Origin of the sequence: Streptomyces lunalinharesii (assembly GCF_039532155.1) — a bacterium.
In the GTDB taxonomy this organism is placed as follows: domain Bacteria; phylum Actinomycetota; class Actinomycetes; order Streptomycetales; family Streptomycetaceae; genus Streptomyces; species Streptomyces lunalinharesii.
In genome coordinates this window covers 104,137-128,654 of the sequence record NZ_BAAARK010000007.1, presented here as the reverse complement: position 1 = coordinate 128,654, position 24,518 = coordinate 104,137, and the positions used below count along the sequence as shown (strand labels likewise).

At 72.0% G+C, this 24,518-nt stretch carries 21 protein-coding genes and 1 riboswitch; of the genes, 12 read left to right on the top strand and 9 right to left on the bottom strand.

The genetic code is table 11. The features are described from left to right. The first annotated feature begins 113 nt into the window (after positions 1 to 113). The 6 genes from ABD385_RS13840 (at position 114) to def (ending at position 6,223) form a co-directional block, all read left to right on the top strand. The gene (locus ABD385_RS13840; RefSeq protein WP_344575683.1) at positions 114 to 815 is read left to right on the top strand and encodes a sigma-70 family RNA polymerase sigma factor; all 702 of its coding nucleotides are present in this window, start codon (positions 114 to 116) and stop codon (positions 813 to 815) included. After that, a complete protein-coding gene (rsrA, locus tag ABD385_RS13835) occupies positions 812 to 1,204 on the top strand; it encodes a mycothiol system anti-sigma-R factor (RefSeq protein WP_344575485.1) in 393 nt (130 codons plus the stop codon). Before ABD385_RS13840 ends, rsrA begins: the two co-directional genes overlap by 4 nt. Before the next feature lie 346 nt (positions 1,205 to 1,550). Next, a complete protein-coding gene (locus ABD385_RS13830; protein ID WP_344575484.1) occupies positions 1,551 to 2,954 on the top strand; it encodes an HD-GYP domain-containing protein in 1,404 nt (467 codons plus the stop codon). After that, positions 2,951 to 4,189: an HD-GYP domain-containing protein gene (locus ABD385_RS13825; protein ID WP_344575483.1), complete on the top strand. Its 1,239-nt coding sequence runs from the start codon at positions 2,951 to 2,953 to the stop codon at positions 4,187 to 4,189. The genes ABD385_RS13830 and ABD385_RS13825 overlap by 4 nt, the downstream gene beginning before the upstream one ends. 336 nt (positions 4,190 to 4,525) lie before the next feature. Further along, entirely contained in the window at positions 4,526 to 5,524 is a 999-nt protein-coding gene (locus ABD385_RS13820; protein ID WP_344575482.1) for a tetratricopeptide repeat protein, read from the top strand. 69 nt (positions 5,525 to 5,593) lie between these two features. Continuing rightward, positions 5,594 to 6,223 (top strand): peptide deformylase, encoded by a 630-nt coding sequence (gene def, locus ABD385_RS13815; RefSeq protein ID WP_344575481.1) that lies wholly within the window; start codon positions 5,594 to 5,596, stop codon positions 6,221 to 6,223. A 39-nt stretch (positions 6,224 to 6,262) separates the two neighbouring features. On the opposite strand, the gene ABD385_RS13810 is transcribed toward def, so the two are convergent. The 4 genes from ABD385_RS13810 to ABD385_RS13795 all read right to left on the bottom strand — a co-directional run bounded on the left by ABD385_RS13810 (position 6,263) and on the right by ABD385_RS13795 (position 12,735). Next, positions 6,263 to 8,212 (bottom strand): transglycosylase domain-containing protein, encoded by a 1,950-nt coding sequence (locus ABD385_RS13810; RefSeq protein ID WP_344575480.1) that lies wholly within the window; start codon positions 8,210 to 8,212, stop codon positions 6,263 to 6,265. A 109-nt stretch (positions 8,213 to 8,321) separates the two neighbouring features. Then, complete coding sequence (locus tag ABD385_RS13805; RefSeq protein WP_344575479.1) at positions 8,322 to 9,386, bottom strand: ribonucleotide-diphosphate reductase subunit beta; 1,065 nt, start codon at positions 9,384 to 9,386, stop codon at positions 8,322 to 8,324. Beyond that, positions 9,386 to 11,791 (bottom strand): ribonucleoside-diphosphate reductase subunit alpha, encoded by a 2,406-nt coding sequence (locus ABD385_RS13800; RefSeq protein WP_344575478.1) that lies wholly within the window; start codon positions 11,789 to 11,791, stop codon positions 9,386 to 9,388. The genes ABD385_RS13805 and ABD385_RS13800 overlap by 1 nt, the downstream gene beginning before the upstream one ends. Before the next feature lie 163 nt (positions 11,792 to 11,954). Continuing rightward, positions 11,955 to 12,107: riboswitch (cobalamin riboswitch) on the bottom strand. A 124-nt stretch (positions 12,108 to 12,231) separates the two neighbouring features. Continuing rightward, positions 12,232 to 12,735, bottom strand: coding sequence for a GNAT family N-acetyltransferase (locus ABD385_RS13795; protein WP_344575681.1), 504 nt, complete (start codon positions 12,733 to 12,735; stop codon positions 12,232 to 12,234). A gap of 135 nt (positions 12,736 to 12,870) precedes the next feature. Between ABD385_RS13795 and ABD385_RS13790 the strand changes: the two genes are divergently transcribed. After that, positions 12,871 to 13,458 (top strand): Uma2 family endonuclease, encoded by a 588-nt coding sequence (locus ABD385_RS13790; protein ID WP_344575477.1) that lies wholly within the window; start codon positions 12,871 to 12,873, stop codon positions 13,456 to 13,458. Positions 13,459 to 13,543: 85 nt separating this feature from the next. Here the strand turns inward: ABD385_RS13790 and mctP are convergent, their stop codons facing one another. The 3 genes from mctP to ABD385_RS13775 form a co-directional block, all read right to left on the bottom strand. Then, on the bottom strand, positions 13,544 to 15,211 hold the full coding sequence (gene mctP / locus ABD385_RS13785) for a monocarboxylate uptake permease MctP (RefSeq protein WP_344575476.1): 1,668 nt from the start codon (positions 15,209 to 15,211) through the stop codon (positions 13,544 to 13,546). Next, positions 15,208 to 15,465: a DUF3311 domain-containing protein gene (locus ABD385_RS13780; protein ID WP_344575475.1), complete on the bottom strand. Its 258-nt coding sequence runs from the start codon at positions 15,463 to 15,465 to the stop codon at positions 15,208 to 15,210. The genes mctP and ABD385_RS13780 overlap by 4 nt, the downstream gene beginning before the upstream one ends. Before the next feature lie 219 nt (positions 15,466 to 15,684). Next, entirely contained in the window at positions 15,685 to 16,446 is a 762-nt protein-coding gene (locus tag ABD385_RS13775) for a GntR family transcriptional regulator (protein ID WP_344575474.1), read from the bottom strand. 241 nt (positions 16,447 to 16,687) lie between these two features. On the opposite strand from ABD385_RS13775, the gene ABD385_RS13770 reads away from it, so the two are divergent. The 4 genes from ABD385_RS13770 (at position 16,688) to ABD385_RS13755 (ending at position 21,457) form a co-directional block, all read left to right on the top strand. Beyond that, entirely contained in the window at positions 16,688 to 17,956 is a 1,269-nt protein-coding gene (locus tag ABD385_RS13770; protein WP_344575473.1) for an extracellular solute-binding protein, read from the top strand. A 169-nt stretch (positions 17,957 to 18,125) separates the two neighbouring features. Beyond that, positions 18,126 to 19,100, top strand: coding sequence for a carbohydrate ABC transporter permease (locus ABD385_RS13765; protein ID WP_344575472.1), 975 nt, complete (start codon positions 18,126 to 18,128; stop codon positions 19,098 to 19,100). Further along, on the top strand, positions 19,097 to 19,927 hold the full coding sequence (locus ABD385_RS13760) for a carbohydrate ABC transporter permease (protein WP_344575471.1): 831 nt from the start codon (positions 19,097 to 19,099) through the stop codon (positions 19,925 to 19,927). Before ABD385_RS13765 ends, ABD385_RS13760 begins: the two co-directional genes overlap by 4 nt. 3 nt (positions 19,928 to 19,930) lie before the next feature. After that, on the top strand, positions 19,931 to 21,457 hold the full coding sequence (locus ABD385_RS13755; protein ID WP_344575470.1) for a glycoside hydrolase family 3 protein: 1,527 nt from the start codon (positions 19,931 to 19,933) through the stop codon (positions 21,455 to 21,457). Between the two features lie 249 nt (positions 21,458 to 21,706). On the opposite strand, the gene nagB is transcribed toward ABD385_RS13755, so the two are convergent. Continuing rightward, positions 21,707 to 22,489, bottom strand: a complete 783-nt coding sequence (gene nagB / locus ABD385_RS13750; protein WP_344575469.1) for a glucosamine-6-phosphate deaminase — start codon at positions 22,487 to 22,489, stop codon at positions 21,707 to 21,709. 200 nt (positions 22,490 to 22,689) lie between these two features. Further along, positions 22,690 to 23,463 carry an SDR family oxidoreductase gene (locus ABD385_RS13745; RefSeq protein ID WP_344575468.1) on the bottom strand — a complete coding sequence of 258 codons (774 nt, stop codon included), beginning with the start codon at positions 23,461 to 23,463 and terminating at the stop codon, positions 22,690 to 22,692. A 139-nt stretch (positions 23,464 to 23,602) separates the two neighbouring features. On the opposite strand from ABD385_RS13745, the gene ABD385_RS13740 reads away from it, so the two are divergent. Next, complete coding sequence (locus tag ABD385_RS13740) at positions 23,603 to 24,271, top strand: TetR/AcrR family transcriptional regulator (RefSeq protein WP_344575467.1); 669 nt, start codon at positions 23,603 to 23,605, stop codon at positions 24,269 to 24,271. Positions 24,272 to 24,518 lie beyond the last annotated feature (247 nt).

Below are 24,518 nucleotides of genomic sequence, written 5' to 3'. Positions count from 1 at the left end.
CGACGCAGTCAGCCCTGGTTGGAGCGGCGGTGGCACCGGATCGTCGTCTATTCTCCGAATCGAGAGGGCCCGTGGCGCCGGCAGCCACGGGAACCGCCACGGTGTTGGAGGAGGTGGGTCCGGTCACCGGAACCGACGAGGGGACCGACGGCCCGGCTGCGGAGCAGTCCGCGGGCCGGACGGAGAGCGACGCCGAGCGCAACGCGCGCTTCGAGCGGGACGCCCTCACCTTCCTCGACCAGATGTACTCCGCGGCCCTGCGCATGACGCGCAACCCGGCCGACGCGGAGGACCTGGTGCAGGAGACGTACGCCAAGGCGTACGCGTCCTTCCACCAGTTCCGGGAGGGCACCAACCTCAAGGCGTGGCTGTACCGCATCCTCACCAACACGTTCATCAACTCGTACCGCAAGAAGCAGCGTGAGCCGCAGCGCAGCGCCGCCGACGAGATCGAGGACTGGCAGCTCGCGCGCGCCGAGTCCCACATGTCGACGGGTCTGCGCTCCGCCGAGTCGCAGGCGTTGGACCACCTTCCCGACTCGGACGTGAAGGCCGCGTTGCAGGCGATCCCCGAGGAATTCCGGATCGCCGTCTACCTCGCGGACGTCGAGGGCTTTGCGTACAAGGAGATCGCGGACATCATGGGGACACCCATCGGCACGGTGATGTCCCGTCTCCACCGCGGCCGGCGCCAACTGCGCGGCATGCTGGAGGACTACGCCCGCGAGCGCGGGCTGGTTCCGGCGGGGGCGGCCGCCCGGACGGAGTCCGCGCCGTCGCCGGAGTCGCACGACCGGAAAGGCTCGGGATCATGAGCTGCGGAGAGCCGCACGAGAAGGACTGCTCAGAGGTCCTTGACCACCTTTACGAGTACCTCGACCGGGAGATGCCGGCCGGGGAGTGCGCCGAATTCCAGGTCCACCTCGACGAGTGCTCGCCGTGCCTGGAGAAGTACGGGCTGGAGCAGGCCGTCAAGAAGCTCGTCAAGCGCTGCTGCGGGCACGACGACGTCCCCACCGACCTGCGGTCCAAGGTCATGGGCCGGATCGAGTTGATCCGGGCCGGGGAGGCCGTGCCCGAGGTGAGCGTCCTGGACCAGGCCCGGCACGAACAGGCCCAGCGGGAGCGCGCGGCGGACGCCCGGGGCGCCGCCGGCGCACCGCCGCAGGCCGACGCGGCCGACAGCGCCGCACGCGCCGAATAGACCCGGTCGCCCCCGCAGGCCCGGGCGCCTCCGGGTAGCCCGGCGATCCCGGTCACTCTGGTGCCCCCGGTCACTTCGGTACCCCGGTCACTTCGGCCCCCGGAAGACGCTGCCGCGTGCGCGTGTGGTCCCGCGTCGGACCGCCCTCGTGCCGCCGGCACGCCCGCGCGCCGAACGGGCGTGCGCCCCCCTCACCCCTGGGAGTGAGGGGCCGGGCGATCCGCCCCCTTCGATCCGTTGATGCGCCTCCTCGGGCACCACCACCCCTCTATTCTCGCCGGACCCCCGCGGCGTGCGGTCGTCCGCCGTGACGGCGGGGTGCGTCGGGCAGGGTGAGGAGGACGCGATGCGGGAACTCCCAGCGGCCGCGCGGGTGTACATCGGTTGCGCCGCCCTGGCCGCGGCGCTCTGCGCGGCCCCCGCGGTACGGCTCGGCGCCGCCGCCCCCTGGGCCGACGCCCTGGCCCTGGGCGTCCTGCACGGCCTGTGCGAACGGATCCGCCGCTGCCCGTTGACCCAGGGCCCGGCGCGGCACGCCGCCGGCTCCGATGCGCCGCCCGGAACGTTTCCTCCGGGCTGGGCCACGCCCGTCGTGCTCGCCGGAGCCTTCCTGCTGCCGGCGCCGTTGGCGGCGCTGGTCGCCGTGCCCGGCGCCCTGCTCGGGCCGGGCGTCCGCCCCTGGCCGATCGCCCGCCGCCTCTGGCGCACCGCCGAACTCGCCCTCGCCGCCTGGACGGCGGCCCGGGTCTTCCGGGCCGTCGGCCCCGCCGCACCGGCCGCGGCCCCCTTCCCCGAGCTGCTGCCGCCCGCGCTGGCCGCCGCGGCCGCCTTCTGCGTCGTGCTCACCGCGCTCGGCGGCGGCGTGCTGGCCCTCGCCGAGCGGCACCCGCTGCGCACCGCGTGGCGCGGCCCGGCGGCGCGGTTGCCGGTGACCCACCTCGTCCACGGGCTGACCGGGCTGATGATGGCGGTGCTCTGGCACAGCGTCTACGGGCCGCCCGCGGCGCTGCTGGTGCTGTTGCCGGTGCACCTGTCCTGCTGGGCGTTCGCGCAGTACCAGCGGGAGCGCGCCGCCCACCAGGCCACCGTCCGGGCCCTCGTCCAGGCCGTCGACATCAAGGACCGCTACACCCGCGGGCACAGCGAGCGGGTCGGCCGGGCGTCGGTGCTGATCGCCCGGGAACTGGGCATGGCCGAGGACCGGCTGGAGGTGCTGCGGTTCGCCGGCATCCTGCACGACGTGGGCAAACTCGGCGTCCCCACCCGGGTGTTGCGCAAGGAGGGGCCGCTGACCCCGGAGGAGCGCCGGATCATCGAGCTGCACCCCGAGTACGGGCACGAGATCGTCCGCGGCATCGGGTTCCTGGGCGAGGCGCGGGCCGCGATCCTGCACCACCACGAACGGGTCGACGGCAGCGGTTACCCCTACGGCCTGATGGGGCATCAGATTCCGGAGTGCGCACGGATGGTGGCCGTCGCCGACGCCTTCGACGCGATGACCTCCACCCGTTCCTACCGACGGGCCCGCCCGGTGCCGGTCGCCCTCGCCGAACTCCGGCGGTGCGCCGGGACGCAGTTCGACCCGCGGATGGTCCGCGCGCTGGCCGCCGCCCTCGACAAGCACGGCTGGCGGCCGGAGCAGGTGACCGCGGGGGAGGCCCGGGCGGCCGATCCGGCACCGGCGGGCAACGGCCCCGTCCCCCCGGTCCGGGCCCACCGGTCGGGCGCCGACCACGGCGCCGCCCGATGAGACGCCGCGCCGCCACCTGGGTGCACGGCCCGGCCGCCGCACTGGCCTGCTGGGGCCTGGGCCACACCCTGTGGCAGGGCGTCACCGCGCCGCGCACCGCACTCGCCTTCGGGGCGCTGATCGCGGCGGGCGAGGCGGTGCGCCGCGCCCCCGCCCGCCCGGGCCTGCGGGAGGGCGCCCCGCTCGGTGCGGCCGGGGCGCTCGGCTACGCGCTGCTCGGCGACGCGGACGGGTGGCCGGCCGGGCACGGGGTGGCACAGACCCTGGCGGTGGTGGTGGCGGCCGGGTTGGTGGGGCTCGTCCCCTACCTGGCGCGCGGCGGCGGGCCGGTGCTGGACCCGCTCGCCCGCCGGGTGCTGTCCGTCGGGTTCGCCGCCACCTGCTGCCAACCCCTGCACGCCGCCGGGACGTTGCCGGCCTGGGCCGCGGTCGGTCCCGTCCGCCCGCTCTTCCTGGCCGTGCTGCTGGCGCTGACCGCGCTCTGCGACGCGGTGCTGGCCGCCGCACTGGCCCGGGCCCGTACGGGGTGGCCGTACGGGCCGCTGCTGCGGGACGCGTTGCGGGCGCTGCCCGGCATCGGCACCGCGATCTGCGCCACCGGCGTGGTCATCGCGCTGGCCGTGGCGGTCGCCGGCCTGTGGGCGCTGCCGGTGTTCTGCCTGCCGCTGCTGCTGACCCAGCTCGCCTTCCGCCGGTACGCGGCTGTCCGCGCCACCTACCGCCAGACCATCGCCTCGCTGGCCCGCGCCACCGAGATCGCCGGCTGCACGCCGCCCGGCCACGCCCGCCGGGTGGCCGGGCTCAGCCGCGCGGTGGGGCGGGAACTCGGGCTCGGCGGGCCGGACTTGGACGTACTGGAGCACGCCGCCCTGATGCACGACATCGGCCAGCTCTCGCTCGTCGACCCGGTGCCGGACGGCGCCACCGCCCCGCTGCCGCCCGCCGAGCAGCGCCGGATCGCGCTGCTGGGCGGCGCGGTGGCCCGGCAGACCGGTGCCCCGCCGGCGGTCGCGGTGATCGTCGAGCGGCAGGCCGATCCGTACCGGGAGCAGCCGGTCACCGCCCGTATCGTCCGCACCGTCAACGCCTACGACGACCTGGTGGCCGGCGCCACGGGGCCCGCCGGGCGGCTGCGCGCGCTGGAACGGCTGCGGCTGGCCACCGCCCGGGACCACGAACCGGGGGTGGTCGAGGCGCTCGCCCGGGTCCTGGCGCGCGGCGGCCGGGCGGGTTGAGCCCGGGCGCCACGGGGCTCGTACACGGTGTGCGCCGGGGCGCGGAGCCGGTCCGCGCGCTCTCGTCGAGGCCCCGTGCACCCCCGTCGCACAGTGTTCCAGGCCCGTCCACCGTCGGGGAACCCATGGGTAATGAGCGCCCTGCGAGATGGGCATGGTTGGATGCGAAGGGAGCCCCTCGAAGGGGGGTTCAGGGGGGCGGCGCAGGGCATGAGCCGCACGGGGGTGAGCCCGACGGCAATCTGTGGCAGGTTGTCGAGTGGGCCCCCAGAAGGCCCCGGGGAACCGCCCGGGATCCCTCCGGAGCGGCACAAGAGCAACCAGCAGGCGGGAATCGTGAGGATCTTCGGCAAGGTACGGCACCGGCCCTCCGCCTCGTGGCGGCAGGCGACCGACCGCGCTTTCACGCTGATCGGCGACGGCCGTTACGAGGACGCGGGGGCGCTGCTGACCCGCGCGGCGGACATGGAGCCCTGGCTGTCGGAGTCCTGGTTCAACCTCGCACTGCTGCACAAGTTCCGGCACGACTGGGAGCAGGCCCGGGCCGCCGGCCTGCGCGCCGTGGCGCTGCTGGACCGCGAGACCGGGGCGCCCGACTGGTGGAACGTGGGCATCGCCGCCACCGCCCTCCAGGACTGGCCGCTGGCCCGTCGCGCCTGGCAGGCGTACGGACTGAAGGTCCCCGGCGAGGGCTCGCCGACCGGTGAGCCGCGGGGGATGGCGCTGGGCAGCGCCGCGGTCCGGCTCTCGCCCGAGGGCGAGGCCGAGGTGGTCTGGGGCCGCCGGCTGGACCCGGCCCGCATCGAGGTGCTCTCCATCCCGCTGCCGTCCTCCGGGCGGCGCTGGGGCGAGGTGGTGCTGCACGACGGCGTCCCGCACGGCGAGCGGACCACCACCACCGCCGACGGCGACACCCGCACGTTCCCGGTCTTCGACGAGATCGAGCTGTGGGCGCCCTCCCCGGTGCCCACCTGGGTGGTGCTGCTGGAGGCCGCCACCGAGTCCGACCGGGACGCCCTGGAGCAGCTGGCGGCCGACGCCGGCTTCGCCGCCGAGGACTGGTCGTCGTCGGTGCGGCTGCTGTGCCGCACCTGTTCCGAGAGCCGGATGCCCAGCGACGACGGCGACGGCGAGCACCTGGACCCGCACGACCACAGCGAACCGGGCCACCCCGGGCCGCTGGGCCACCGCACCGCCGGCTCCGGCTCGCTGTGGGCCCCCGAGCGCGAGTGCGGCATCGCGGCGCCGGCGGCCCTGGTGCGCGGCCTGCTGGACGGCTGGGTCGCGGACAGCCCGGACACCCGGGAATGGCGCGATCTTGAAGAGGTCTGCTGAGCGGGCGACCGCGTCCCCGTAGGCTGTAGGGCGTTCCCCGAGGGTTTTGCAGGAAGGCGTACGGCGGAGATGGCCCAGCAGGACAGTGATCAGCAGGAGAGCGTCGCGTTCGTCGACGACGTCACGGACGCCAAGGAGCGCGAGGCGGCCCACCGGGAGCGCGGCACCTCGCGTCCCATCACCGTGGTCGGCAACCCGGTCCTCCACAAGGAGTGCAAGGACGTCACGGAGTTCGACGACGAGCTGGCGCAGCTGATCGACGACATGTTCGCCAGCCAGCGCGCCGCCGAGGGCGTGGGCCTGGCTGCCAACCAGATCGGCGTGGACCGCAAGGTCTTCGTCTACGACTGCCCGGACGACGAGGGCGTCCGGCACGTCGGCCACGTCTGCAACCCCGTCCTGGACGAGCTGCCCGCCGGCCGTCGGGTGCTGGACGACTCCAACGAGGGCTGCCTGTCCGTCCCCGGCGCGTACGCCGAGCTGCCCCGCCCCGACTACGCGGTGGTCCGCGGCCAGAACGTCAAGGGCGAGCCGATCGTGGTCGAGGGCACCGGCTACTTCGCGCGCTGCCTCCAGCACGAGACCGACCACCTCTACGGCTACCTCTACATCGACCGGCTCTCCAAGCGGGACCGCAAGGACGCGCTGAAGCAGATGGCCGAGCGGGAGCCCCGCTACCCCGTCGTCCCCAACGACTGACGGCGGCGGCCGGCGCGGGGCTCCCGGCCCGGCGCGGGCCTACGCGGCGCCCTGGTAGGCGGTCCAGACCCGGGGCGGGAGCGAGGTGCCCAGCCCGGTGTCGGGGCCGCCGACGCCGTTCAGGGGCAGCAGCTGGGGCGCGCCCGGCTTGTTGCGGAACAGCGTGATCGCGGTGGTGGGTTCGGCGCCCTCGCCGGCACCGGACGCACGGTCGGCGCGGACGCCGGAACCGGCGACCGGCGCGGGGCGCACCCCCTTGGCCCAGCCGGCGCCGGCCGGCGCCGGGGTGGCGACGAACCACGCCGACTTCATCCGGTCACCGGGCTCGGTGGCCGCGACCGCGGGCGGCTGCTCGCCGGACGCGCCCGGCGGCAGCGTCCGCCAGCCCAGCCCCGCCAGCATGTTGGTCATCGTCTGCGCGACCTCCGGAGTGACCGCCTGCTGCGGCTCGGCGCGCTCGAAGCCGGCCACCGCCTTGCCCTGGTAGGTCATCGTCGAGACGCCGTACGGCTCGGCGTGCCGCCCGGCGTTGGCGAACGTGCTGTAGGCGCTGGCCAGGCGCACGGCACTGGGCGCCGAGGTGCCCAGCGGGAAGGTCTGCTCCAGCTGCGCCAGGCTCTCCTTGCGCAGTCCCAGGCTGAGCGCCAGGTCCCGGATCCGCTCCAGTCCGAGCTGCTTCCCGCCTTGCACGAACGGGACGTTCGAGCCCTGCATCAGGGCGCCGAGCAGCGCGTCGGACCGGTTGGCGGCGTCCGCCGGGCGCGGTGCGTCGCCGTACCGCTCGGCCTCCTCCTGGAGGGCGGTGGCCAGGACGAACGGCTTGAAGGCGGAGCCGGCCGGGACCGCCGTGGTGTCGGCGTTGTTGCTGAAGTGCCGGGTGGCGTCCGCGCCGCCGTAGAGCGCGACGATCGCGCCGTCGCCGGGGCGCACCGAGGCAGCGCCGAACTCCACGTAGCTGTCCGCGCCGCGCTTCTTCGGGTCCAGGCTCTTGGTGCGGACGTCGTCGACCGCCTTCTCCAGCCGGCGGGTGCGCTGCTTCTCGAACGTGGTGTGGATGCGGTAGCCGCCGCGGGCCAGGTCCTTGTCGGTCAGCCCGGTGGTGCTCTTCACGAACTTGTTGGCGACGTCGACGAGGTAGCCGATCTGGCCGGCCTGGCTGGTGGGTTTGGTCACCGGACGCGGTTCGGGGAACGTGCGGTAGTGGGCGCGTTCCTCCTTGCTCATCGCGCCGGTGTCGACGAGCCGGTCGAGTATCCACTTCCAACGCTCCACCGCCCGGGCGTGGTTGGCCTTGCTCAGGCCCGGGTCGTACTGTTCGGAGCCCTTCAGCACGGCGGCCAGCAGCGCGCCCTGACTGGGGTCGAGGTCCTTGGCGTCGATGCCGTAGTAGGCGTGTGCGGCCGCCTGGATGCCGTTCGAACCGCGGCCGAACCAGCTGGTGTTGAGGTAGCCCCGCAGGATGTCCGACTTGGACTTCTGGTTGTTGACCTTCAGCGCGATGATGAATTCCTTCACCTTGCGGGTGGCGGTCTGGTCCGGCGAGAGGTAAGTGTTCTTCACGTACTGCTGGGTGATGGTCGAACCGCCCTGGGTGTCCCCGCCGGAGACCATGTTCACCACGGCCCGGGCGATGCCGGTGAGCGAGACGCCGTGGTCCTCGTAGAAGGTGGCGTTCTCCGCCGCGATCACCGCGTTCTGGACGTGCTTGGGCACCTTGTCCAGGCTGACGTTCTGCCGGTTGACCGCGCCGACGGTGACCATCTGGCTGCCGTCCGCCCAGTAGTAGACGGTGCCTTCCCGGCCGGCGAGCGCGTTCTCGTTGGGGACGTCGATCTTCGTGTAGACGACCGCGAACAGCCCGCCCAGGCACGCCAGGACGAACGTGCACGTGCCCGACCACAGGCGCCACGACGGCAGCCAGCGGCGCACCCCCTTGCGGCCCAGGCGGGGGTAGTCGATGTACCGGCGACTTCTCTTCCTGACCTCCATGCCCGGGTAGATGTGGTGGCATGGGCTCCGGTTGCCGCTCCGGCCACCCGCTAATCGAACGCTCACATTCGGGCGGGCGGCCGGAGTTGACGCTGACGGCCGGTCGGGATCAGAAGTCGTCGTCGAACGAGACCGAGCCCTCGACGGCGACCTGGTAGGCCGAGGCGCGCCGCTCGAAGAAGTTGGTCAGCTCCTGGACGTTCTGCAGCTCCATGAAGGAGAACGGGTTCTCCGAACCGAAGACGGCGGGGAAGCCCAGCCGGCGCAGCCGCTGGTCGGCGACGCACTGGAGGTACTCGCGCATCGACGCGGTGTTCATCCCCGGCAGGCCCTCGCCGCACAGGTCGCGGGCGAACTGCAGCTCGGCCTCCACGGCCTCCGTCAGCATGTCGGTGACCTGCTGCTGGAGAGCGTCGTCGAAGAGGTCGGGCTCCTCCGCGCGGACGGTGTCCACCACGGAGAAGGCGAACTCCATGTGCATCGACTCATCGCGAAAGACCCAGTTGGTGCCGGTGGCCAGGCCGTGCAGCAGGCCGCGCGACCGGAACCAGTACACGTACGCGAACGCGCCGTAGAAGAACAGGCCCTCGATGCAGGCCGCGAAGCAGATGAGGTTCAGCAGGAAGCGGCGGCGGTCGGCCTTGGACTCCAGCTGGTCGAGCTTCTCGACGTGGTCCATCCACCGGAAGCAGAACTCCGCCTTCTCGCGGATGGACGGGATGTTCTCCACCGCGGCGAAGGCGGCGGCCCGGTCGTCCGGATCGGGCAGGTAGGTGTCCAGCAGCGTCAGGTAGAACTGGACGTGCACGGCCTCCTCGAAGAGCTGACGGCTCAGGTACAGCCGCGCCTCGGGGGAGTTGATGTGCTTGTACAGCGTCAGCACCAGGTTGTTGGCGACGATCGAGTCGCCGGTGGCGAAGAACGCCACCAGACGGCCGATCAGGTGCTGCTCGCCCGGGGACAGCTTGGCGAGGTCGGTGACGTCGGAGTGGAGGTCGACCTCCTCGACGGTCCAGGTGTTCTTGATCGCGTCCCGGTAGCGGTCGTAGAAGTCCGGGTAGCGCATGGGCCGCAGGGTCAGCTCGAAGCCCGGGTCCAGGAGGTTCTTCGTGCCGCCGGTGGTGGCGGTGTGGGCCGCGGCGGCGTTCGTGGTCTTCTCGGGTGCGGTGGACATTACTGGCAGGCCTCGCAGGACTCGGGGTTCTCCAGGGAGCAGGCGACCGCGTCGGGGTCGCTCACCGGGAGCTGGGCGGGGACGGACGCGGCACGCGCCGACTGGGCGATCCGGGTCGCCGGCCGGGAGCGCAGGTAGTACGTGGTCTTGATGCCGCGCTTCCAGGCGTACGCGTACATCGAGCTGAGCTTGCCGATGGTCGGCGACGCCATGAAGAGGTTGAGCGACTGGCTCTGGTCCAGGAACGGCGTGCGGTCCGCGGCCATGTCGATCAGGGCGCGCTGGGGGATCTCCCAGGCGGTGCGGTAGCGGTGCCGGACGTCCGCGGGGATCCAGGCCAGCTCCGCGACGGAGCCGTTGGCGTCCCGCAGCGCGTCCCGGGTCCGCGCGTCCCACAGGCCCAACTCCTTGAGCTCCTCGATCAGGTACGTGTTGACCTGGAGGAACTCGCCGGACAGCGTCTCGCGCTTGAAGAGGTTGGAGACCTGCGGCTCGATGCACTCGTAGACGCCGGCGATGGACGCGATGGTGGCGGTCGGCGCGATGGCCAGCAGGAGCGAGTTGCGCATGCCGGTCGTGGCGATCCGGGTGCGCAGCGCCGCCCAACGGTCCGCCCAGCGCGGCTCGGCGTTCGGGTAGTGGTCCGGGTGCAGCACGCCGCGGGCCGTGCGGGTCGCGGACCAGGTCGCGTGCGGGCCGTGCCGCTCGGCGAGGTCGGCGGACGCCTCGTAGGCGGCCAGCATGATCCGCTCGGAGATGCGGGTGGACAGCTCCCGGGCCTCGGCCGAGTCGAACGGCAGCTGGAGCCGGAAGAAGACGTCCTGCAATCCCATCAGGCCCAGACCGACCGGCCGCCAGCGGGAGTTGGAGGCGGCGGCCTGCTCGGTCGGGTAGAAGTTGATGTCCACGACCCGGTCGAGGAAGGTCACGGCGGTGCGGACGGTGGCGTCCAGCCGCTCCCAGTCCATCTCGCCGTCCGTGCCCAGGTGCGCGGCGAGGTTGACCGACCCGAGGTTGCAGACCGCGGTCTCGCCGTCGTCGGTGACCTCCAGGATCTCCGTGCACAGGTTGGAGGAGTGCACGACCCGGCCGGGCTCCGCGGTCTGGTTGGCGGTGCGGTTGGCGGCGTCCTTGAACGTCATCCAGCCGTTGCCGGTCTGCGCCAGGGTGCGCATCATCCGGGAGTACAGCACCCGGGCGGGCACCTGCTTGAGGGCCTTGCCCGCGGCCTCCGCGGCCCGGTAGGCGGCGTCGAACTCCGCGCCCCACAGGTCGACGAACTCGGGCACGTCGGACGGGGAGAACAGCGACCAGTCGGCGTCCGTCTCGACCCGGCGCATGAACTCGTCCGGGATCCAGTGCGCGATGTTGAGGTTGTGGGTCCGGCGGGCCTCCTCGCCGGTGTTGTCCCGCAGCTCCAGGAACTCCTCGATGTCGGCGTGCCAGGTCTCCAGGTAGACGCAGGCCGCGCCCTTGCGGCGGCCGCCCTGGTTGACCGCGGCCACCGACGCGTCCAGGGTGCGCAGGAACGGCACGATGCCGTTGGAGTGCCCGTTGGTGCCGCGGATCAGCGAACCGCGGGCACGGATCCGGGAGTACGACAGACCGATCCCACCGGCGTGCTTGGAGAGCCGGGCCACCTGGTGGTAGCGGTCGTAGATGGAGTCCAGCTCGTCCAGCGGGGAGTCCAGCAGGTAGCAGGAGGACATCTGCGGGTGCCGGGTGCCGGAGTTGAAGAGCGTGGGGGAGGACGGCAGGTAGGACAGCGTGCTGGTCAGCCGGTACAGCTCGGCGACGTCCGCCAGCGCCCGCAGCGAATCGTCCTCGGCGAGGCCGCAGGCCACCCGCAGCAGGAAGTGCTGGGGCGTCTCGATGACCTTGCGGGTGATGGGGTGCCGCAGCAGGTAGCGCGACTGCAGGGTGCGCAGCCCGAAGTACCCGAACCGGTCGTCGGCGCCGGCCTCCAGGGCCCCGTCCACCAGCGCGTCCAGCTGCACCGCGTGGCCGCGCACGAACTCCGCGGTGACGTCGGCGATCAGGCCCTCCTGGTGGCCGACCGCGATCGAGGTCGCGAAGGAGGTGGCGCCCTGGCCGGCGGCCTCCTCGGCGATGGCGAGGGTGAGCAGGCGCGCCGCGAGCCGGGAGTACTGCGGCTCGTCGGCGATCAGTCCGGCCGCGGCCTCGGTCGCCAGCGCGCGCAGTTCCGCTTCGTCGGAGCCGGGGTGCCGGCCGCGCAGCGCGGCGGCGGCCACCTTGCCGGGGTCGGTCGCGGTCAGGTCGGCGGTCAGCTCGGTCAGCGTCCGCAGCAGGGCGACGCCCGGTCCGTCCTCGTGCGCGGGAGGTGCGGCCACCGCGGACTGCACGACCTCGGCGTCTGACGCGGGCTCCGTTGGCGCGATGGTCACCTGATGCTCTCCCTCACTCGGCGGGGGCCGGGAGGGACGGCGGTGCGACGGCAGCCGCGCGGGCAGGGCGACACCCCGCGGTGACCGGGGTGCGCGGGTCGGCCGCGCGGCGTCCATCAGCCCATCCCTCGGGGCCCGGACGTATCGACGCCGCACCGATGGCGGTGCGGACGTGCCGTCGGCAGGTCCTCGGACTCGGGAGCGCACCGCCGAACCCTTGGGAACGGGCCGTGGAACGCGCTCTCACACCGTTGCGGGACAGTCCCGGATTTGCACCGGATTCCCCTGCGGCGACAGCGAGGAAGAGCATACATCTTGTGCTGCTCCCCGCATGCACCCCCACATCTTGTGTCGCTCCGGCATACCATTCCCGCAGGTATGCGAAGGGCGGGGCCGCCCGGACCCCGCCGGAACGCGGTCGTGAAGGCGTTCCACGGCCCTCAGCACAGCTCTCGGGCGAACGCCCACAGCGTCACCCCGGGCACCGGAATCCAGTCCCGCTGCGCCGCCCGCGCGAACCCCAGCCGGCGGTAGAGCCGGTGCGCCGGCAGCAGCTGCGGCTGGCTCGACAGCACCATCGCGCGCAGCCCCGACTCCCGGGCGCGCGCCAGGCACGCCCGCACCAGCGCCGCCCCGACGCCGTGCCCGCGCCCCTCGCCCCGCACCGCCAGCATCCGGAACTCGCCCTCCCCGGGCCCGGCCAACTCCGCGTACGGGCTCCCGTGCGGCGCGAACGTCACCGCCCCCAGCACCGCCCCGTCCGCCCCGCCCGCGGCCACCAGCACCTCGGCGTGCTCCGCCCGGTGCGCCACCGCCCGCAGTACCGCCGCGTACGGATCGTCCGCCCCGCCGGCCAACAGCCCGTCGGCCAGGTACACCTCGGTCACTAAGTCGCCGACCGCCTCGTACTCCGCCGGGCGGACGGGCCTGATGGTGATGTCCATGGAGGCAGTGTGCCGACGACCGGGCGGCCGGTGGGGAGTTTCGCTGATGGTGATCACGAAGTGACTGTCGGTGGTGTCCACTATCGTCGGTTCCACGTTCCCTGCTCCGTCCGTTGAAAGAAGGGAGAAGCCCTCATGACCGCGCTCGCCAGCCCGCTGCACATCATGGAGACCGAGCATTTTGAAGAGGTCGCCCGGATACTCGCCCGCCTGGAAAAAGGCGCTCGGTTGGAGTTCATCGACGGGAAAATCAGGAGCAGGGCTGTGCCGGACGGGGACCACGGTCGGATCATCGAATGGCTGACGCGGCTCTGCATCCAGGCGCGCCCTGAACTGTGGCTCTATCCGGACCAGGGACTGAAAGTGCAGGCGTATCGCGGCGGCAGGGCCCGCCCGGACGGTGTGCTCGCGCCTAGTGGCGCCTTCGTCGGCCAGGGTGAATGGGCCGATCCCGAACCGGTGCTGATGGTCGTTGAGGTCACTTCGTACGACTCTGACTCGGGCACGCGCGACCGGGTGGAGAAGCCTCGCGCGTACGCGGAGACCGGCATCCCTCTCTACCTGTTGATCGACCGCGAAGCCTGCGAGGTGACGCTCTACAGCGAGCCCGACGACGGCCGTTACGAGAACATCCACACCGTGCCGTACGGCAAGCCGCTCCATCTCCCGGACCCCGTCGGCATCACACTCGAAACCGAAGCGCTCAAGGACTGGGTGAAGTGACCTTCCGCGGCCACCGCGCCGCACACGGGTGAGGGCCGCCGCGTTCCCGGTGAACGCGACGGCCCTCCTCCGTGGCTGACGATGCTCAGCGCCCCGCCGGCGCCTCCGCCGTGGCGGGCGGCAGGTCGGCGGTGACGTTCGCGTCGCCGACGTCGGCGGTGTAGTCCGAGGGGACCGTCTCGTCGGTGCCCTCAGGGGCCTTGAGGGCCTTCAGGACGACCGTCAGGACGACCGTCACCACGACGTTCAGGACGAAGGCGGTGAGGCCGATGTAGCCGATCTCGCCGAGGCCGGGGATCTGGGCGTTGGAGCCGCCGAAGTGCTTCTGGGTCGGGCTGGCCACCCCGTAGGCGGCGAGGGTGCCGTAGACCATGCCGACCGCCCAGCCGGCCAGCAGCGCCCAGCGGTGGAACCAGCGGGTGAAGAGCCCGCCGACCAGTGCCGGCATGGTCTGCAGGATCCAAATGCCGCCCAGCAGCTGGAAGTTGATCGCGACGGTCTTGTCCATGGTGAGGACGAAGGCCAGCGCGCCGACCTTCACCAGGAGGGAGACCAGCTTGGCGACCTTGTGCTCCTGCTCGGGGGTGGCGTGGGGCTTGAGGAAGTCCTTGTAGACGTTCCGGGTGAAGAGGTTGGCGGCGGCGATCGACATGATCGCCGCGGGCACCAGCGCGCCGATGCCGATCGCGGCGAACGCCACGCCAGCGAACCAGCTGGGGAACATGTCCGCGAAGAGCTGCGGGATCGCCAACTGGGCGTTGCCCCGGGTGTCCGTGCCGGCCTTGATCGCCATGAAGCCGAGCAGCGCCAGCAGGCCCAGCATCAGGGAGTAGAGCGGCAGGATCGTGGTGTTGCGGCGGATGACGTTGCGGCTGCGCGAGGAGAGCGTCGCGGTGATCGAGTGCGGGTACATGAACAGCGCCAGTGCCGAGCCGAGCGCGAGCGTGGCGTACGCCCACTGCGCGTTCGGGCCGCTGGCCAGTTCGCCGCGCGGCTTGCCGGTCGGCCCGTGCTGCGCGAGCGTCTTGCCGGCCGCGTGGAAGATCTCGCCGAAGCCACCCAGCTTGATCGGGATGTAGATGATCGCCACCGCGATGACCAGGTAGATCAGTCCGTCCTTGACGAACGCGATCAGCGCCGGCGCCCGCAGGCCGGACGAGTAGGTGTACGCGGCCAGCACGGCGAACGCGATCAGCAGCGGCAGGTCCTTGACGAACCAGTTGGCGTTCGCGCCGCCGCCGAGGCCCAGCACGTCCAGGACGGCCTGGATGCCGACCAGTTGGAGCGCGATGTACGGCATCGTGGCGAGCAGGCCGGTGAGCGCCACCGCCAGCGACAGGCCCTTGGAGCCGAAGCGGCCGCGGACGAAGTCGGAGGTGGTGACGTACCCGTGCCGGTGCGAGACCGACCACAGCCGGGGCAGGAAGGTGAAGATCAGCGGGTAGACCAGGATGGTGTACGGGACGGCGAAGAAGCCGGCCGCGCCCGCCGTGTAGATCGCCGCCGGAACGGCCACGAACGTGTAGGCGGTGTAGAGGTCGCCGCCGAGCAGGAACCACGTCACCCAGGTGCCGAAGCTGCGGCCGCCCAGGCCCCATTCGTCGAGGTTGGCGGACTGCTCCGCCTTGCGCCAGCGCGCGGCCAGGAAGCCCATGACCGTGACGGCCAGGAAGAAGAAGACGAAGACGGCGAGCGCCACGCCGTCGACGCCCTGGGGGGCCGCGGCGAGCGTCGTGGTCGGGGGAGTCGTCATGCCGCACCGTCCTTGCGGGCCCGCTGCTCACGCTGGACCAGCTTGTAGGCCACGGACGTCAGCACCGTCGAGATCAGCACCCACGCCATCTGGTACCAGTAGAAGAACGGGATCCCGATCAGCGTCGGCTCGATCCTGGCGTACGAACTCACCCACAGCATCGCGATGAACGGGGCGAGCAGACACAATCCGGCCACTACCCGTGTGGGGGTGACGACCGGTCTGCGGTCCGGTGGTGCGGCGTTCTCGGCCATGACCGTGGCTCCCGTCCCTCGTGAACTCCTGTGCAACCGGCTGGAAATCTAAGGCAGGGTCGTGGCGCGCGTCACTAGCTGTCCGCATATCGGTATGCGGCGGTTACCGCGCGGGAGTTGGGCGGCCACCGGGACGGACCGGATCCCGGGGCGCGCGGCGGCGGTCGGGCGCCGTGCCGTTCGGAATCCGTACGGTCGGCCGGCGCCGGGCGGCGGGCGTCAGTCGGTCGGGCGCTGGAGGCGGGCGACGAACTTGTAGCGGTCGCCGCGGTAGACCGAGCGCACCCATTCGACCGGCTGGCCCTGGGCGTCCAGGGAGTGCCGGGACAGCATCAGCATCGGCAGGCCGACGTCGGTGCCCAGCAGGCCGGCCTCGCGCGGGGTGGCCAGCGAGGTCTCGATGGTCTCCTCGGCCTCCGCCAGCCGGACGTCGTAGACCTCGGCCAGCGCGGTGTACAGGGAGGTGTACTTGACGAGGTTGCGGCGCAGCGCCGGGAACCGCTTGGCCGAAAGGTGGGTGGTCTCGATGGCCATCGGCTCGCCGCTGGCCAGCCGCAGCCGCTCGATGCGCAGCACCCGGCCGCCGGGGGTGATGTCCAGCAGCCCGGCGAGCCGGTCGTCGGCGGTGACGTAGCCGATGTCCAGCAGCTGGGAGGTGGGTTCCAGGCCCTGGGCCCGCATGTCCTCGGTGTAGGAGGTCAGTTGCAGCGCCTGGGAGACCTTGGGCTTGGCGACGAAGGTGCCCTTGCCCTGGATGCGCTCCAGGCGGCCCTCGACGACGAGTTCCTGGAGCGCCTGGCGGACGGTGGTGCGGGAGGTGTCGAACTCCGCGGCGAGGGTGCGCTCGGGCGGCACCGGGGTGCCCGGTGGCAGGGTCTCGGTGATCTCCAGCAAATGCCGCTTGAGCCGGTAGTACTTGGGCACCCGGGCGGTTCGCGCGCCACTGCCGCTGCTGTCGGCGCTGCCCGCCTCGGTGTCCATGACCCGCCTTTCCGATGCCTGTCGTGCTGCCGTCACCGGCTCCTCCGTACGTAGCGGCTCACATCGTGGCACGGACGGGGTGCCCATGCGTCCACGCGGGCCCCGGCCCGCCAGATGTCGGTCCGGTAACGGACCTGACAGCGACTCTTATACACCCTTGACACCCCTAAAGGTCTAGGCCAAGCTGCGGGAACTGGTCTAAACCATTAAAGCCACACCCGTCCTTGAGGGGGAGAACGCGATGAAGCGTGGGCTCATAGCGGCGACCGCGGCCGCGGGAATGCTGGTGAGTGTCGCTGCCTGTGGGTCGAGCGGCAAGAGCAATTCGGGCGCCGACGGCTTCAAGGGCCAGAAGCTGACCGTATGGGTGATGTCCGGATCCAATCCGGAACAATGGACCAAGCAGGTCTCCGACCAATTCAAGAAGAAGACCGGCGCCACGGTCGAATTCAAGGTCCAGCAGTGGAACGGAATTCAGCAGAAGCTGAGCACCGCCCTCTCGGAGGACACGCCGCCGGACGTCGTCGAGATCGGCAACACCCAGACCGCCGCCTACGCCAAGGCCGGTGCCCTGGTCGACCTCGGCGACCTGAAGAAGGAGATCGGCGCCGACTGGAACGACGCCTTCAACAAGGCCGCGATGGCGGACGGGAAGCAGTACGCCCTGCCGTGGTTCGCCGGCAACCGCGTGGTGATGTACAACAAGAAGATCTGGGCCCAGGCCGGGATCACCAAGCTCCCCACCACGCGCGCCGAACTCTTCCACGACTTCGACACCATCAAGCAGAAGACCGAGGCCGATCCGCTCTACCTGCCCGGCCAGAACTGGTACTTCCTCGACGGCCTGACCATCGGCACCGGTGCGCAACTGGTGAAGAGGGAAAGCGGCAAATGGGTGTCCAATTTCGCTGACCCCAAGGTCGCCAAGGCGATGGACATCTACAAGCAGTACATGGCGTTCAGCAGCGCCCCCAAGAACAAGGACGAGGCAACTCCGCAGCAGGCCGAAGTCTTCGCCAAGGGGAAGACCGGCGCCCTCATCGCCATGGGCTACGAGGCCGCGACCGCCATCAAGGCCAATCCGAAGATCAAGGAAGACATCGGATTCTTCACCATTCCGGGGGAGAACGCCGCCAAGCCCGAGGGCGTCTTCCTCGGCGGTTCCAACTTCGCGGTCGCCGGAATGAGCAAGAACCAGGAACTCGCCAAGGAATTCCTGAAGGTCGCGCTCTCCAAGGACAACGACGCCCAGATGGTGAAGGAATCCGGCTGGACGCCCAAGTCCCCGGCCCTGGCCGGCGCCGCCAAGGACAACCCGGCCGCCGCGGCCGCCGCCCCGGCCGCCGAGAAGTCCGGCGGCACCACCCCGCTGATCCCGCAGTGGGCCGCGGTGGAGAACGTGCCGAACCCGATCAAGAACTACATGACCGCGGTCCTGAACGGCAAGGCACCGACCGACGCCGCCAAGGACATCGAGTCCGAGATCAACTCCCGGCTCGCCAAGCAGTAGCCGGCCACCGCACGCGCACGGGCCGGGCGGTCCCGCGGGGCCCCGCCCGTACGCCCGGAAAGCAGCGACCGCGGCCGCCGGCACCGCGCCGGGCCGGCACCCCGCGGTGCCGGCGGCCGCCTCCACCGCACCACCCGCACATCCACGGGAACGAGGGGACCACACGCTCATGGCAGTGCAGCTCGACGAAGCGGCGGGGCGGACCGCGCCGCGGACCGGCAAGGGCGGCGCACCGCCCGCCCGGAGCGGCTCCGGCGGCCGACGGTCCGCCCCCTACCTCCTGCTGCTCCCGGCCCTGCTCGCCACCGCGGTCTTCCTGGGCTGGCCCCTCGTCCGCAACCTGGTGCTCTCCTTCCAGAACCTCAACATGAAGGAGCTGATCCAGCACCTCACCGACTGGCGGGGCCTGGGCAACTACCAGGAGGTGCTGGGCAGCGAGCAGTTCTGGCGGGTCACCGGCCGCACCATCGTCTTCACCGCCGTCAACGTCGTGCTGATCATGGTGCTGGGCACCCTGCTCGGACTGCTGCTGGCCCGGCTCGGCACGAAGATGCGCCTGGTGCTGTCGGCGGCGCTGGTGCTGGCCTGGGCGATGCCGTCGATCGCCGCCACCACCGTCTTCCAGTGGCTCTTCGACTCCCGCTACGGCGTCGTCAACTGGCTGCTGGACCACCTCGGTTGGCACGCCATGGCCCACTACGACTGGGTCGGCACCCAGTTGTCCACCTTCTTCGTGATCACCGTCCTGATCGTCTGGCAGTCGCTGCCCTTCGTGGCCCTCAACCTCTACGCGGCCACCACGACCATCTCCAAGGAGCTCTACGAAGCGGCCCGGATGGACGGCGCCGGCACCTGGAAGATCTTCACCTCCGTCACCTTCCCCTTCCTGCGCCCCTTCTTCCTGGCCACGACGTTCCTCGAAGTCATCTGGGTCTTCAAGGCGTTCCCGCAGATCTTCGCGATCAACCAGGGCGGCCCGGACCGGCTCACCGAGACGCTGCCGATCTACGCCTTCACCGAGGGCGTCGGCAACCTCCACTTCGGCATGGGCGCCGCCATCTCCGTCCTGACCATCGTCGTGCTGCTCGCCCTCACCGCGTACTACCTGCGCCTGACCCTCAAGCAAGAGGAGGACGCGCTGTGAAGCGCTCACTCGCCGGCCGGATCTGGCCCAACGCGACCGCCGCCGTCCTCGCGCTGCTGTTCGTCTTCCCCGTGTACTGGATGTTCGCCACGGCCTTCAAGCCGACCCAGGACATCCTCAGCGAGGACCCGGTGTGGTTCCCGTTCCACGGCACCGTCTCGCACTTCGTGACGGCCGTGGACGCGCCGAACTTCTGGCGCCTGGCCGGGAACTCCGTCGTGGTGACCGTGGTCGCCGTCGGACTGTCGCTGGTCATCGGGCTGTGCGGTTCGTTCGCCATCGCCCGGATGCGCTTCAAGGGCCGCCGGGGCATCCTGCTGACCTTCATGGTCGCCCAGATGGCGCCCTGGGAGGTCATGGTGATCTCGATCTACCTGATCGTCCGGGACGCCGACCTGCTCAACAGCCTGCTGCCGCTCACCTTCTTCTACATGCTGATGGTGCTCCCCTTCACCCTGCTGACGCTGCGCGGCTACGTCGCCGCGGTGCCCAAGGAGTTGGAGGAGTCCGCGATGGTCGACGGCTGCTCGCGCCGACAGGCGTTCGTCAAGGTCGTCCTGCCGCTGCTGGCCCCCGGCCTGATGGCCACCTCCCTCTTCGGCTTCATCACCGCCTGGAACGAGTTCCCGCTGGTGCTGGTCCTCAACAAGGAGCCCGGCGCCGGCACCCTGCCGCTGTGGCTCTCGCAGTTCCAGACCCAGTTCGGTGACGACTGGGGCGCCACCATGGCCGCCGCGTCGCTCTTCGCCCTCCCCATCCTGATCCTCTTCCTGTTCCTCCAGCGCAAGGCGGTCGGCGGTCTCACCTCCGGCGCAGTGAAGGGATAGCCCATGACCACCGTCAGCCGCTCCGCCGACACCCTCACCCGCGACGCGCTCGCCGTCCTCCAGCCCGGCTTCACGGGCACCACCGCCCCCGACTGGCTGCTGCACCGCCTGGACGAGGGCCTGACGACCGTCGCCCTCTTCGGCCGCAACGTGCACGACGCCGCACAACTCGCCGCGCTCACCGGCCGGTTGCGCGAGGCGCGCCCGGACCTGCTGGTCGCCATCGACGAGGAGGGCGGCGACGTCACCCGCCTCGAAGTGCGCGGCGGCTCCTCCTTCCCCGGCAACCTCGCCCTGGGCGCCGTCGACGACCCCGACCTGACCCGGGCCGTCGCCCGCGAACTCGGCCGCCGCCTCGCCGACTGCGGCATCAACGTCAACTGGGCCCCGTCCGCCGACGTCAACTCCAACCCCGCCAACCCCGTCATCGGCGTCCGCTCCTTCGGCGCCGATCCCGCCCTCGTCGCCCGGCACACCGCCGCCTACGTCCAGGGACTGCAGTCCGCCGGCGTCGCCGCCTGCACCAAGCACTTCCCCGGCCACGGCGACACCGACACCGACTCCCACCACGACCTCCCGCGCATCACCGCCGACCTGACGACGCTCCGGGAACGCGAACTGGTGCCGTTCCGCGCCGCGGTGGCCGCCGGCACCCGCGCGGTGATGAGCGCCCACATCCTGCTGCCCGCCCTGGACACCGAGCGGCCCGCCACGCTCAGCCCCGCCGCGCTGCACGGGCTGCTGCGCGCCCCCGCCACCGAGGGCGGCCTCGGCTTCGACGGACTGATCGTCACCGACGGCATCGAGATGCGGGCCATCGCCGCCGCCTACGGCATCGAACGCGGCAGCGTACTGGCGCTCGCCGCCGGTGCCGACGCGATCTGCGTCGGCGGTGGACTGGCCGACGAGGACACCGTGCTGAGACTGCGCGACGCCCTGGTGCGCGCGGTCCGGGACGGCGAACTGCCGGAGGAGCGGCTGGCCGACGCCGCGGCGCGGGTCCGCACCCTGGCGCACTGGACTCGGGACGCGGGCGCGGGGGAGGGGACCGCGCCCGCGCCCGGGATCGGGCTGACCGCCGCCCGCCGGGCCCTCCGCCTGACCTCCGCCACCCCGCACGAGCCACTTACCCGACCCGCCTACGTGGCCGCCTTCACCCCCCTCGCCAACATCGCCGTCGGTGACGAAACCCCCTGGGGCATCGCCGCCGAACTCTCCCGCCTCCTCCCCGGCACCGAGACCGGCGCCTACACGGCCGAGGACGCCGCGGCCGGGACCCGCGCCCTCGTCGACACCCTGCTCGCCGCCGCCGGCGACCGCCCCGTCGTCGCCGTCGTCCGCGACCTGCACCGCCACCCGTGGATGGCCGACGCCCTGCACGCCCTGCTGGCCGCCCGCCCCCGCACCGCCGTCGTCGAGATGGGCGTCCCCCAGACCCCGCCCCAGGGCACCCCCCACCTCGCCACCCACGGCGCCGCCCGCGTCTGCAGCCAGGCCGCCGCGGAGGCCCTCACCGGAATCCGCCCCTGACCGCGCCCGGGTAAGGGCCCCGACGGGTGCCGACCCCACCGCCCCTGACAGGCACCGACCTTGACGGACCCCGTCCCTGACCGACCCTGCTCCTGACGGTCCCCGCCCCTGACGTTCCCCGCCCCTGACGGGCGGCTCCCCGCGCGGAGTTACCCCCGCCCCGCCCCGCAACGCACCGAGGGCCCGCCCCGGCGCCCGCCCCTCAGGGGCCGGCACCGGCACGGGCCCTCAGGCCGTCGGTCGGTGCCGTCAGAGCCCCTGCCACGCCGGCTTGGCGGCGTAGGTCGCCCGGAAGTAGTCGGCCAGCTTCAGCTTGGACGCCGCGGCCTCGTCGACGACCACCGTGGCGTGCGGGTGCATCTGGAGTGCCGAGGCCGGGACCAGCGCGGCGAGGGGACCCTCGACGGCCTGGGCCACCGCGTCTGCCTTGCCCTCGCCCGTGGCCAACAGCACCAGGTGACGCGCCTCCAGGATGGTGCCGATGCCCTGGGTGATGACGTGGTGCGGGACCTCGTCCGGGCTGTCGAAGAAGCGGGCGTTGTCCTCCCGGGTCTGCTGGGTCAGCGTCTTGATGCGGGTACGGGAAGCCAGCGACGAGCAGGGCTCGTTGAAGCCGATGTGCCCGTCGGTGCCGATGCCGAGCAGCTGGAGGTCCACCCCGCCGGCCTCGCGCAGCGCCTCGTCGTACGCCGTGCAGGCGGCCGGCACGTCCAGCGCGGTGCCGTCCGGCCCCATGAACGCGCTCTCGTCGAGCCCCAGCGGCTCCACCACCTCGCGCAACACCACCGAGCGGTACGACTCCGGGTGCCCGGCGGGCAGGCCCACGTACTCGTCGAGCTGGCAGATCCGCGCGCGCGAGGCGTCCACCGCACCGGCCCGGACCTTCGCCGCCAGCGCCTCGTAGATGGGCAACGGGGTCGAGCCGGTGGCCACGCCGAGCAGCGCCTCGGGCTTGCGGCGCACCAGGGTGGCGATGGCCTCCGCGATGAGCGCGCCGCCTGCCGCGGCGTCCGGGACGATGACAACTTCCACGCTTGGCCTGCCGTTCTGGAGAATGGGCTATGTGGTATAGACCAATCTAGCAGAGGAGGCCGGCCCTGACCCCGTGGCGTCGCTGAACGAAAGGGCACGTTTTCCTGACCGTTCCCCGTCGCCGTGGTGACCGCACCACGGGGCGGACGGGGTGCGGCGACGGGGTGACGGAACGGGGCGCCAGGGCGGGCGCGCGGCTGTCAGAGCAGGGCGCCGCCCGTGGCGTCTATCCACTGGCCCGTCACCCACCGGCTGTCCTCCGAGGCGAGGAAGCCCACGATGTCGCTGATCTCGGTGGGTCCGGCCACCCGCCCCAGCGGGGAGAGCGCGCCGGTCGCGGCGCGGGCCTCGGCGTTCGTCTCGCCGCGCAGCCAGCCGGCGTTCATGTCGGTGTCGACCGCGCCCGGTGCCACCGCGTTGACGGTGATGCCGCGGGGGCCGAGCTCCTTCGCCAACGAGCGGGTCAGCACGTCGACGGGCCCCTTGGACATCGCATAGGCGATCAGGTCCGACCGCGCGGCGCCCTGGGTCAGCCGCGTGGAGACGTTGACGATCCGTCCGCCGTCCCGCAGGCGGGACAACCCCTCCTGGATCACGAAGAACGGTGCGGTGGAGTTGACCGCGAAGAGGCGCTCGACGTCGCCGCGCGTCATCTCACCGAACGGGCGCAGGGTGCCGTCCAGCGTCTTGTTGATCCCCGCGTTGTTGACCAGGACGTCCAGCCCGTCGGCGTGGGCGTCGAACGCGGTCCACAGCGCCTCGGCGTCGCCCGGCTCCCCGAGTCCGGCGCGCAGCGTGAACGCCTCGCCGCCCGCCGCCTCGATCGCCGCGACCGTCTCCTTCGCCGCCGTCTCGTCGCTGGCGTAGTGCACCCCGACCCGGGCGCCGTCGCGCCCCAGTCGCTCCGAGATGGCCCGGCCGATCCCCCGGCCGCCGCCCGTCACCAGTGCCGTCCTGCCGCTCAGAGCACCCATCGTGACCCCTCCCCTTCTTCTGCGCGTCCGCGCGCTACCCGCGCACGGACACCCGGTCGTCCGGCGAGCCCTTTCTGTAGTGCTCGCTACACAAAAACCGTAGCACGCGTTTCTTATCGACCGCTATAGAATTCACTCCATGGTGGCCAAGGAGACCAAGCGGCGCGGCCGGCCCCGGTCGTTCGACCGCGACACGGCACTGGAGAAGGCGGTCCGCTCATTCTGGGAGCACGGCTACGAAGCCACCTCCATCTCGGACCTCACCCGCGAGATGGGGATCAGCGCCCCCAGCCTCTACGCCGCCTTCGGCGACAAGCGGGCCCTGTTCGACGAGGCGATCACCGTCTACGGGCAGCTCTACGGCGGCTTCATCACCCGCGCGCTCGCCGAGGAGCCCACCGCCCGCCGCGGCGTGGAGCGGGCGCTGCGCGAGGCCGCGGCCGAATACACCGTCCCGGACCGCCCGCGCGGGTGCATGGTCATCAGCGCCGCGCTGAACACCGCCCCCGCCTCCGCGGAGGTCGCCGACTCCCTGCGGCAGAAGCGGCAGTCGAACCTCCGCGAGATCGAGCGCGCGATCCGGGCGGACGTCGCCATCGGCGAACTCCCCGCCGACACGGACGCGCCGGCACTGGCCGCCTACGTGAGCGCGATCGTCGCCGGGATGTCGCAGTCCGCGCGCGACGGCACGGACCGGACGACCCTGGAAGCGGTCGCCGCCCTGGCGATGAACGCCTGGCCGAGCGTGGTGGAGGTGCACGAGGAACGGCCGCACGCGGTGGAGCCGTCCGAGGGCGAGCGGGTCTGACATCGACCCCGAAAACACCCGCGGGCCGCGGCGCCGGGACAGGACCCTCAACCTGTCCGGCACCGCAGCCCGGAGCTGACATCGGCCGGGCCCGTTCTACGGGCGGGGCGCGCCCCCTGTGCGGTTGGGGACGCCGTCCCGTCCTGGGACCGGTCGATCGGAGGCCTGGGCGCAGTCAGGGCAGAGAGCGCCGTGGGCCTCTATCCGCCCTCCTGTGCGGGGAGGGCGGAGGCTTCAATGGTTCGGG

Bases quoted from the DNA above. Each gene is read 5' to 3' on its own strand.
- ABD385_RS13810 (WP_344575480.1), bottom strand. From the start codon at position 8,212: ATGGAGGTCAGGAAGAGAAGTCGCCGGTACATCGACTACCCCCGCCTG.
- ABD385_RS13775 (WP_344575474.1), bottom strand. From the start codon at position 16,446: ATGGACACCGAGGCGGGCAGCGCCGACAGCAGCGGCAGTGGCGCGCGA.
- ABD385_RS13755 (WP_344575470.1), top strand. From the start codon at position 19,931: ATGACCACCGTCAGCCGCTCCGCCGACACCCTCACCCGCGACGCGCTC.
- ABD385_RS13780 (WP_344575475.1), bottom strand. From the start codon at position 15,465: ATGGCCGAGAACGCCGCACCACCGGACCGCAGACCGGTCGTCACCCCC.
- ABD385_RS13765 (WP_344575472.1), top strand. From the start codon at position 18,126: ATGGCAGTGCAGCTCGACGAAGCGGCGGGGCGGACCGCGCCGCGGACC.
- ABD385_RS13745 (WP_344575468.1), bottom strand. From the start codon at position 23,463: ATGGGTGCTCTGAGCGGCAGGACGGCACTGGTGACGGGCGGCGGCCGG.
- ABD385_RS13790 (WP_344575477.1), top strand. From the start codon at position 12,871: ATGACCGCGCTCGCCAGCCCGCTGCACATCATGGAGACCGAGCATTTT.
- mctP (WP_344575476.1), bottom strand. From the start codon at position 15,211: ATGACGACTCCCCCGACCACGACGCTCGCCGCGGCCCCCCAGGGCGTC.
- ABD385_RS13830 (WP_344575484.1), top strand. From the start codon at position 1,551: ATGCGGGAACTCCCAGCGGCCGCGCGGGTGTACATCGGTTGCGCCGCC.
- ABD385_RS13825 (WP_344575483.1), top strand. From the start codon at position 2,951: ATGAGACGCCGCGCCGCCACCTGGGTGCACGGCCCGGCCGCCGCACTG.
- def (WP_344575481.1), top strand. From the start codon at position 5,594: ATGGCCCAGCAGGACAGTGATCAGCAGGAGAGCGTCGCGTTCGTCGAC.
- ABD385_RS13770 (WP_344575473.1), top strand. From the start codon at position 16,688: ATGAAGCGTGGGCTCATAGCGGCGACCGCGGCCGCGGGAATGCTGGTG.
- rsrA (WP_344575485.1), top strand. From the start codon at position 812: ATGAGCTGCGGAGAGCCGCACGAGAAGGACTGCTCAGAGGTCCTTGAC.
- ABD385_RS13740 (WP_344575467.1), top strand. From the start codon at position 23,603: ATGGTGGCCAAGGAGACCAAGCGGCGCGGCCGGCCCCGGTCGTTCGAC.
- ABD385_RS13795 (WP_344575681.1), bottom strand. From the start codon at position 12,735: ATGGACATCACCATCAGGCCCGTCCGCCCGGCGGAGTACGAGGCGGTC.
- ABD385_RS13805 (WP_344575479.1), bottom strand. From the start codon at position 9,386: ATGTCCACCGCACCCGAGAAGACCACGAACGCCGCCGCGGCCCACACC.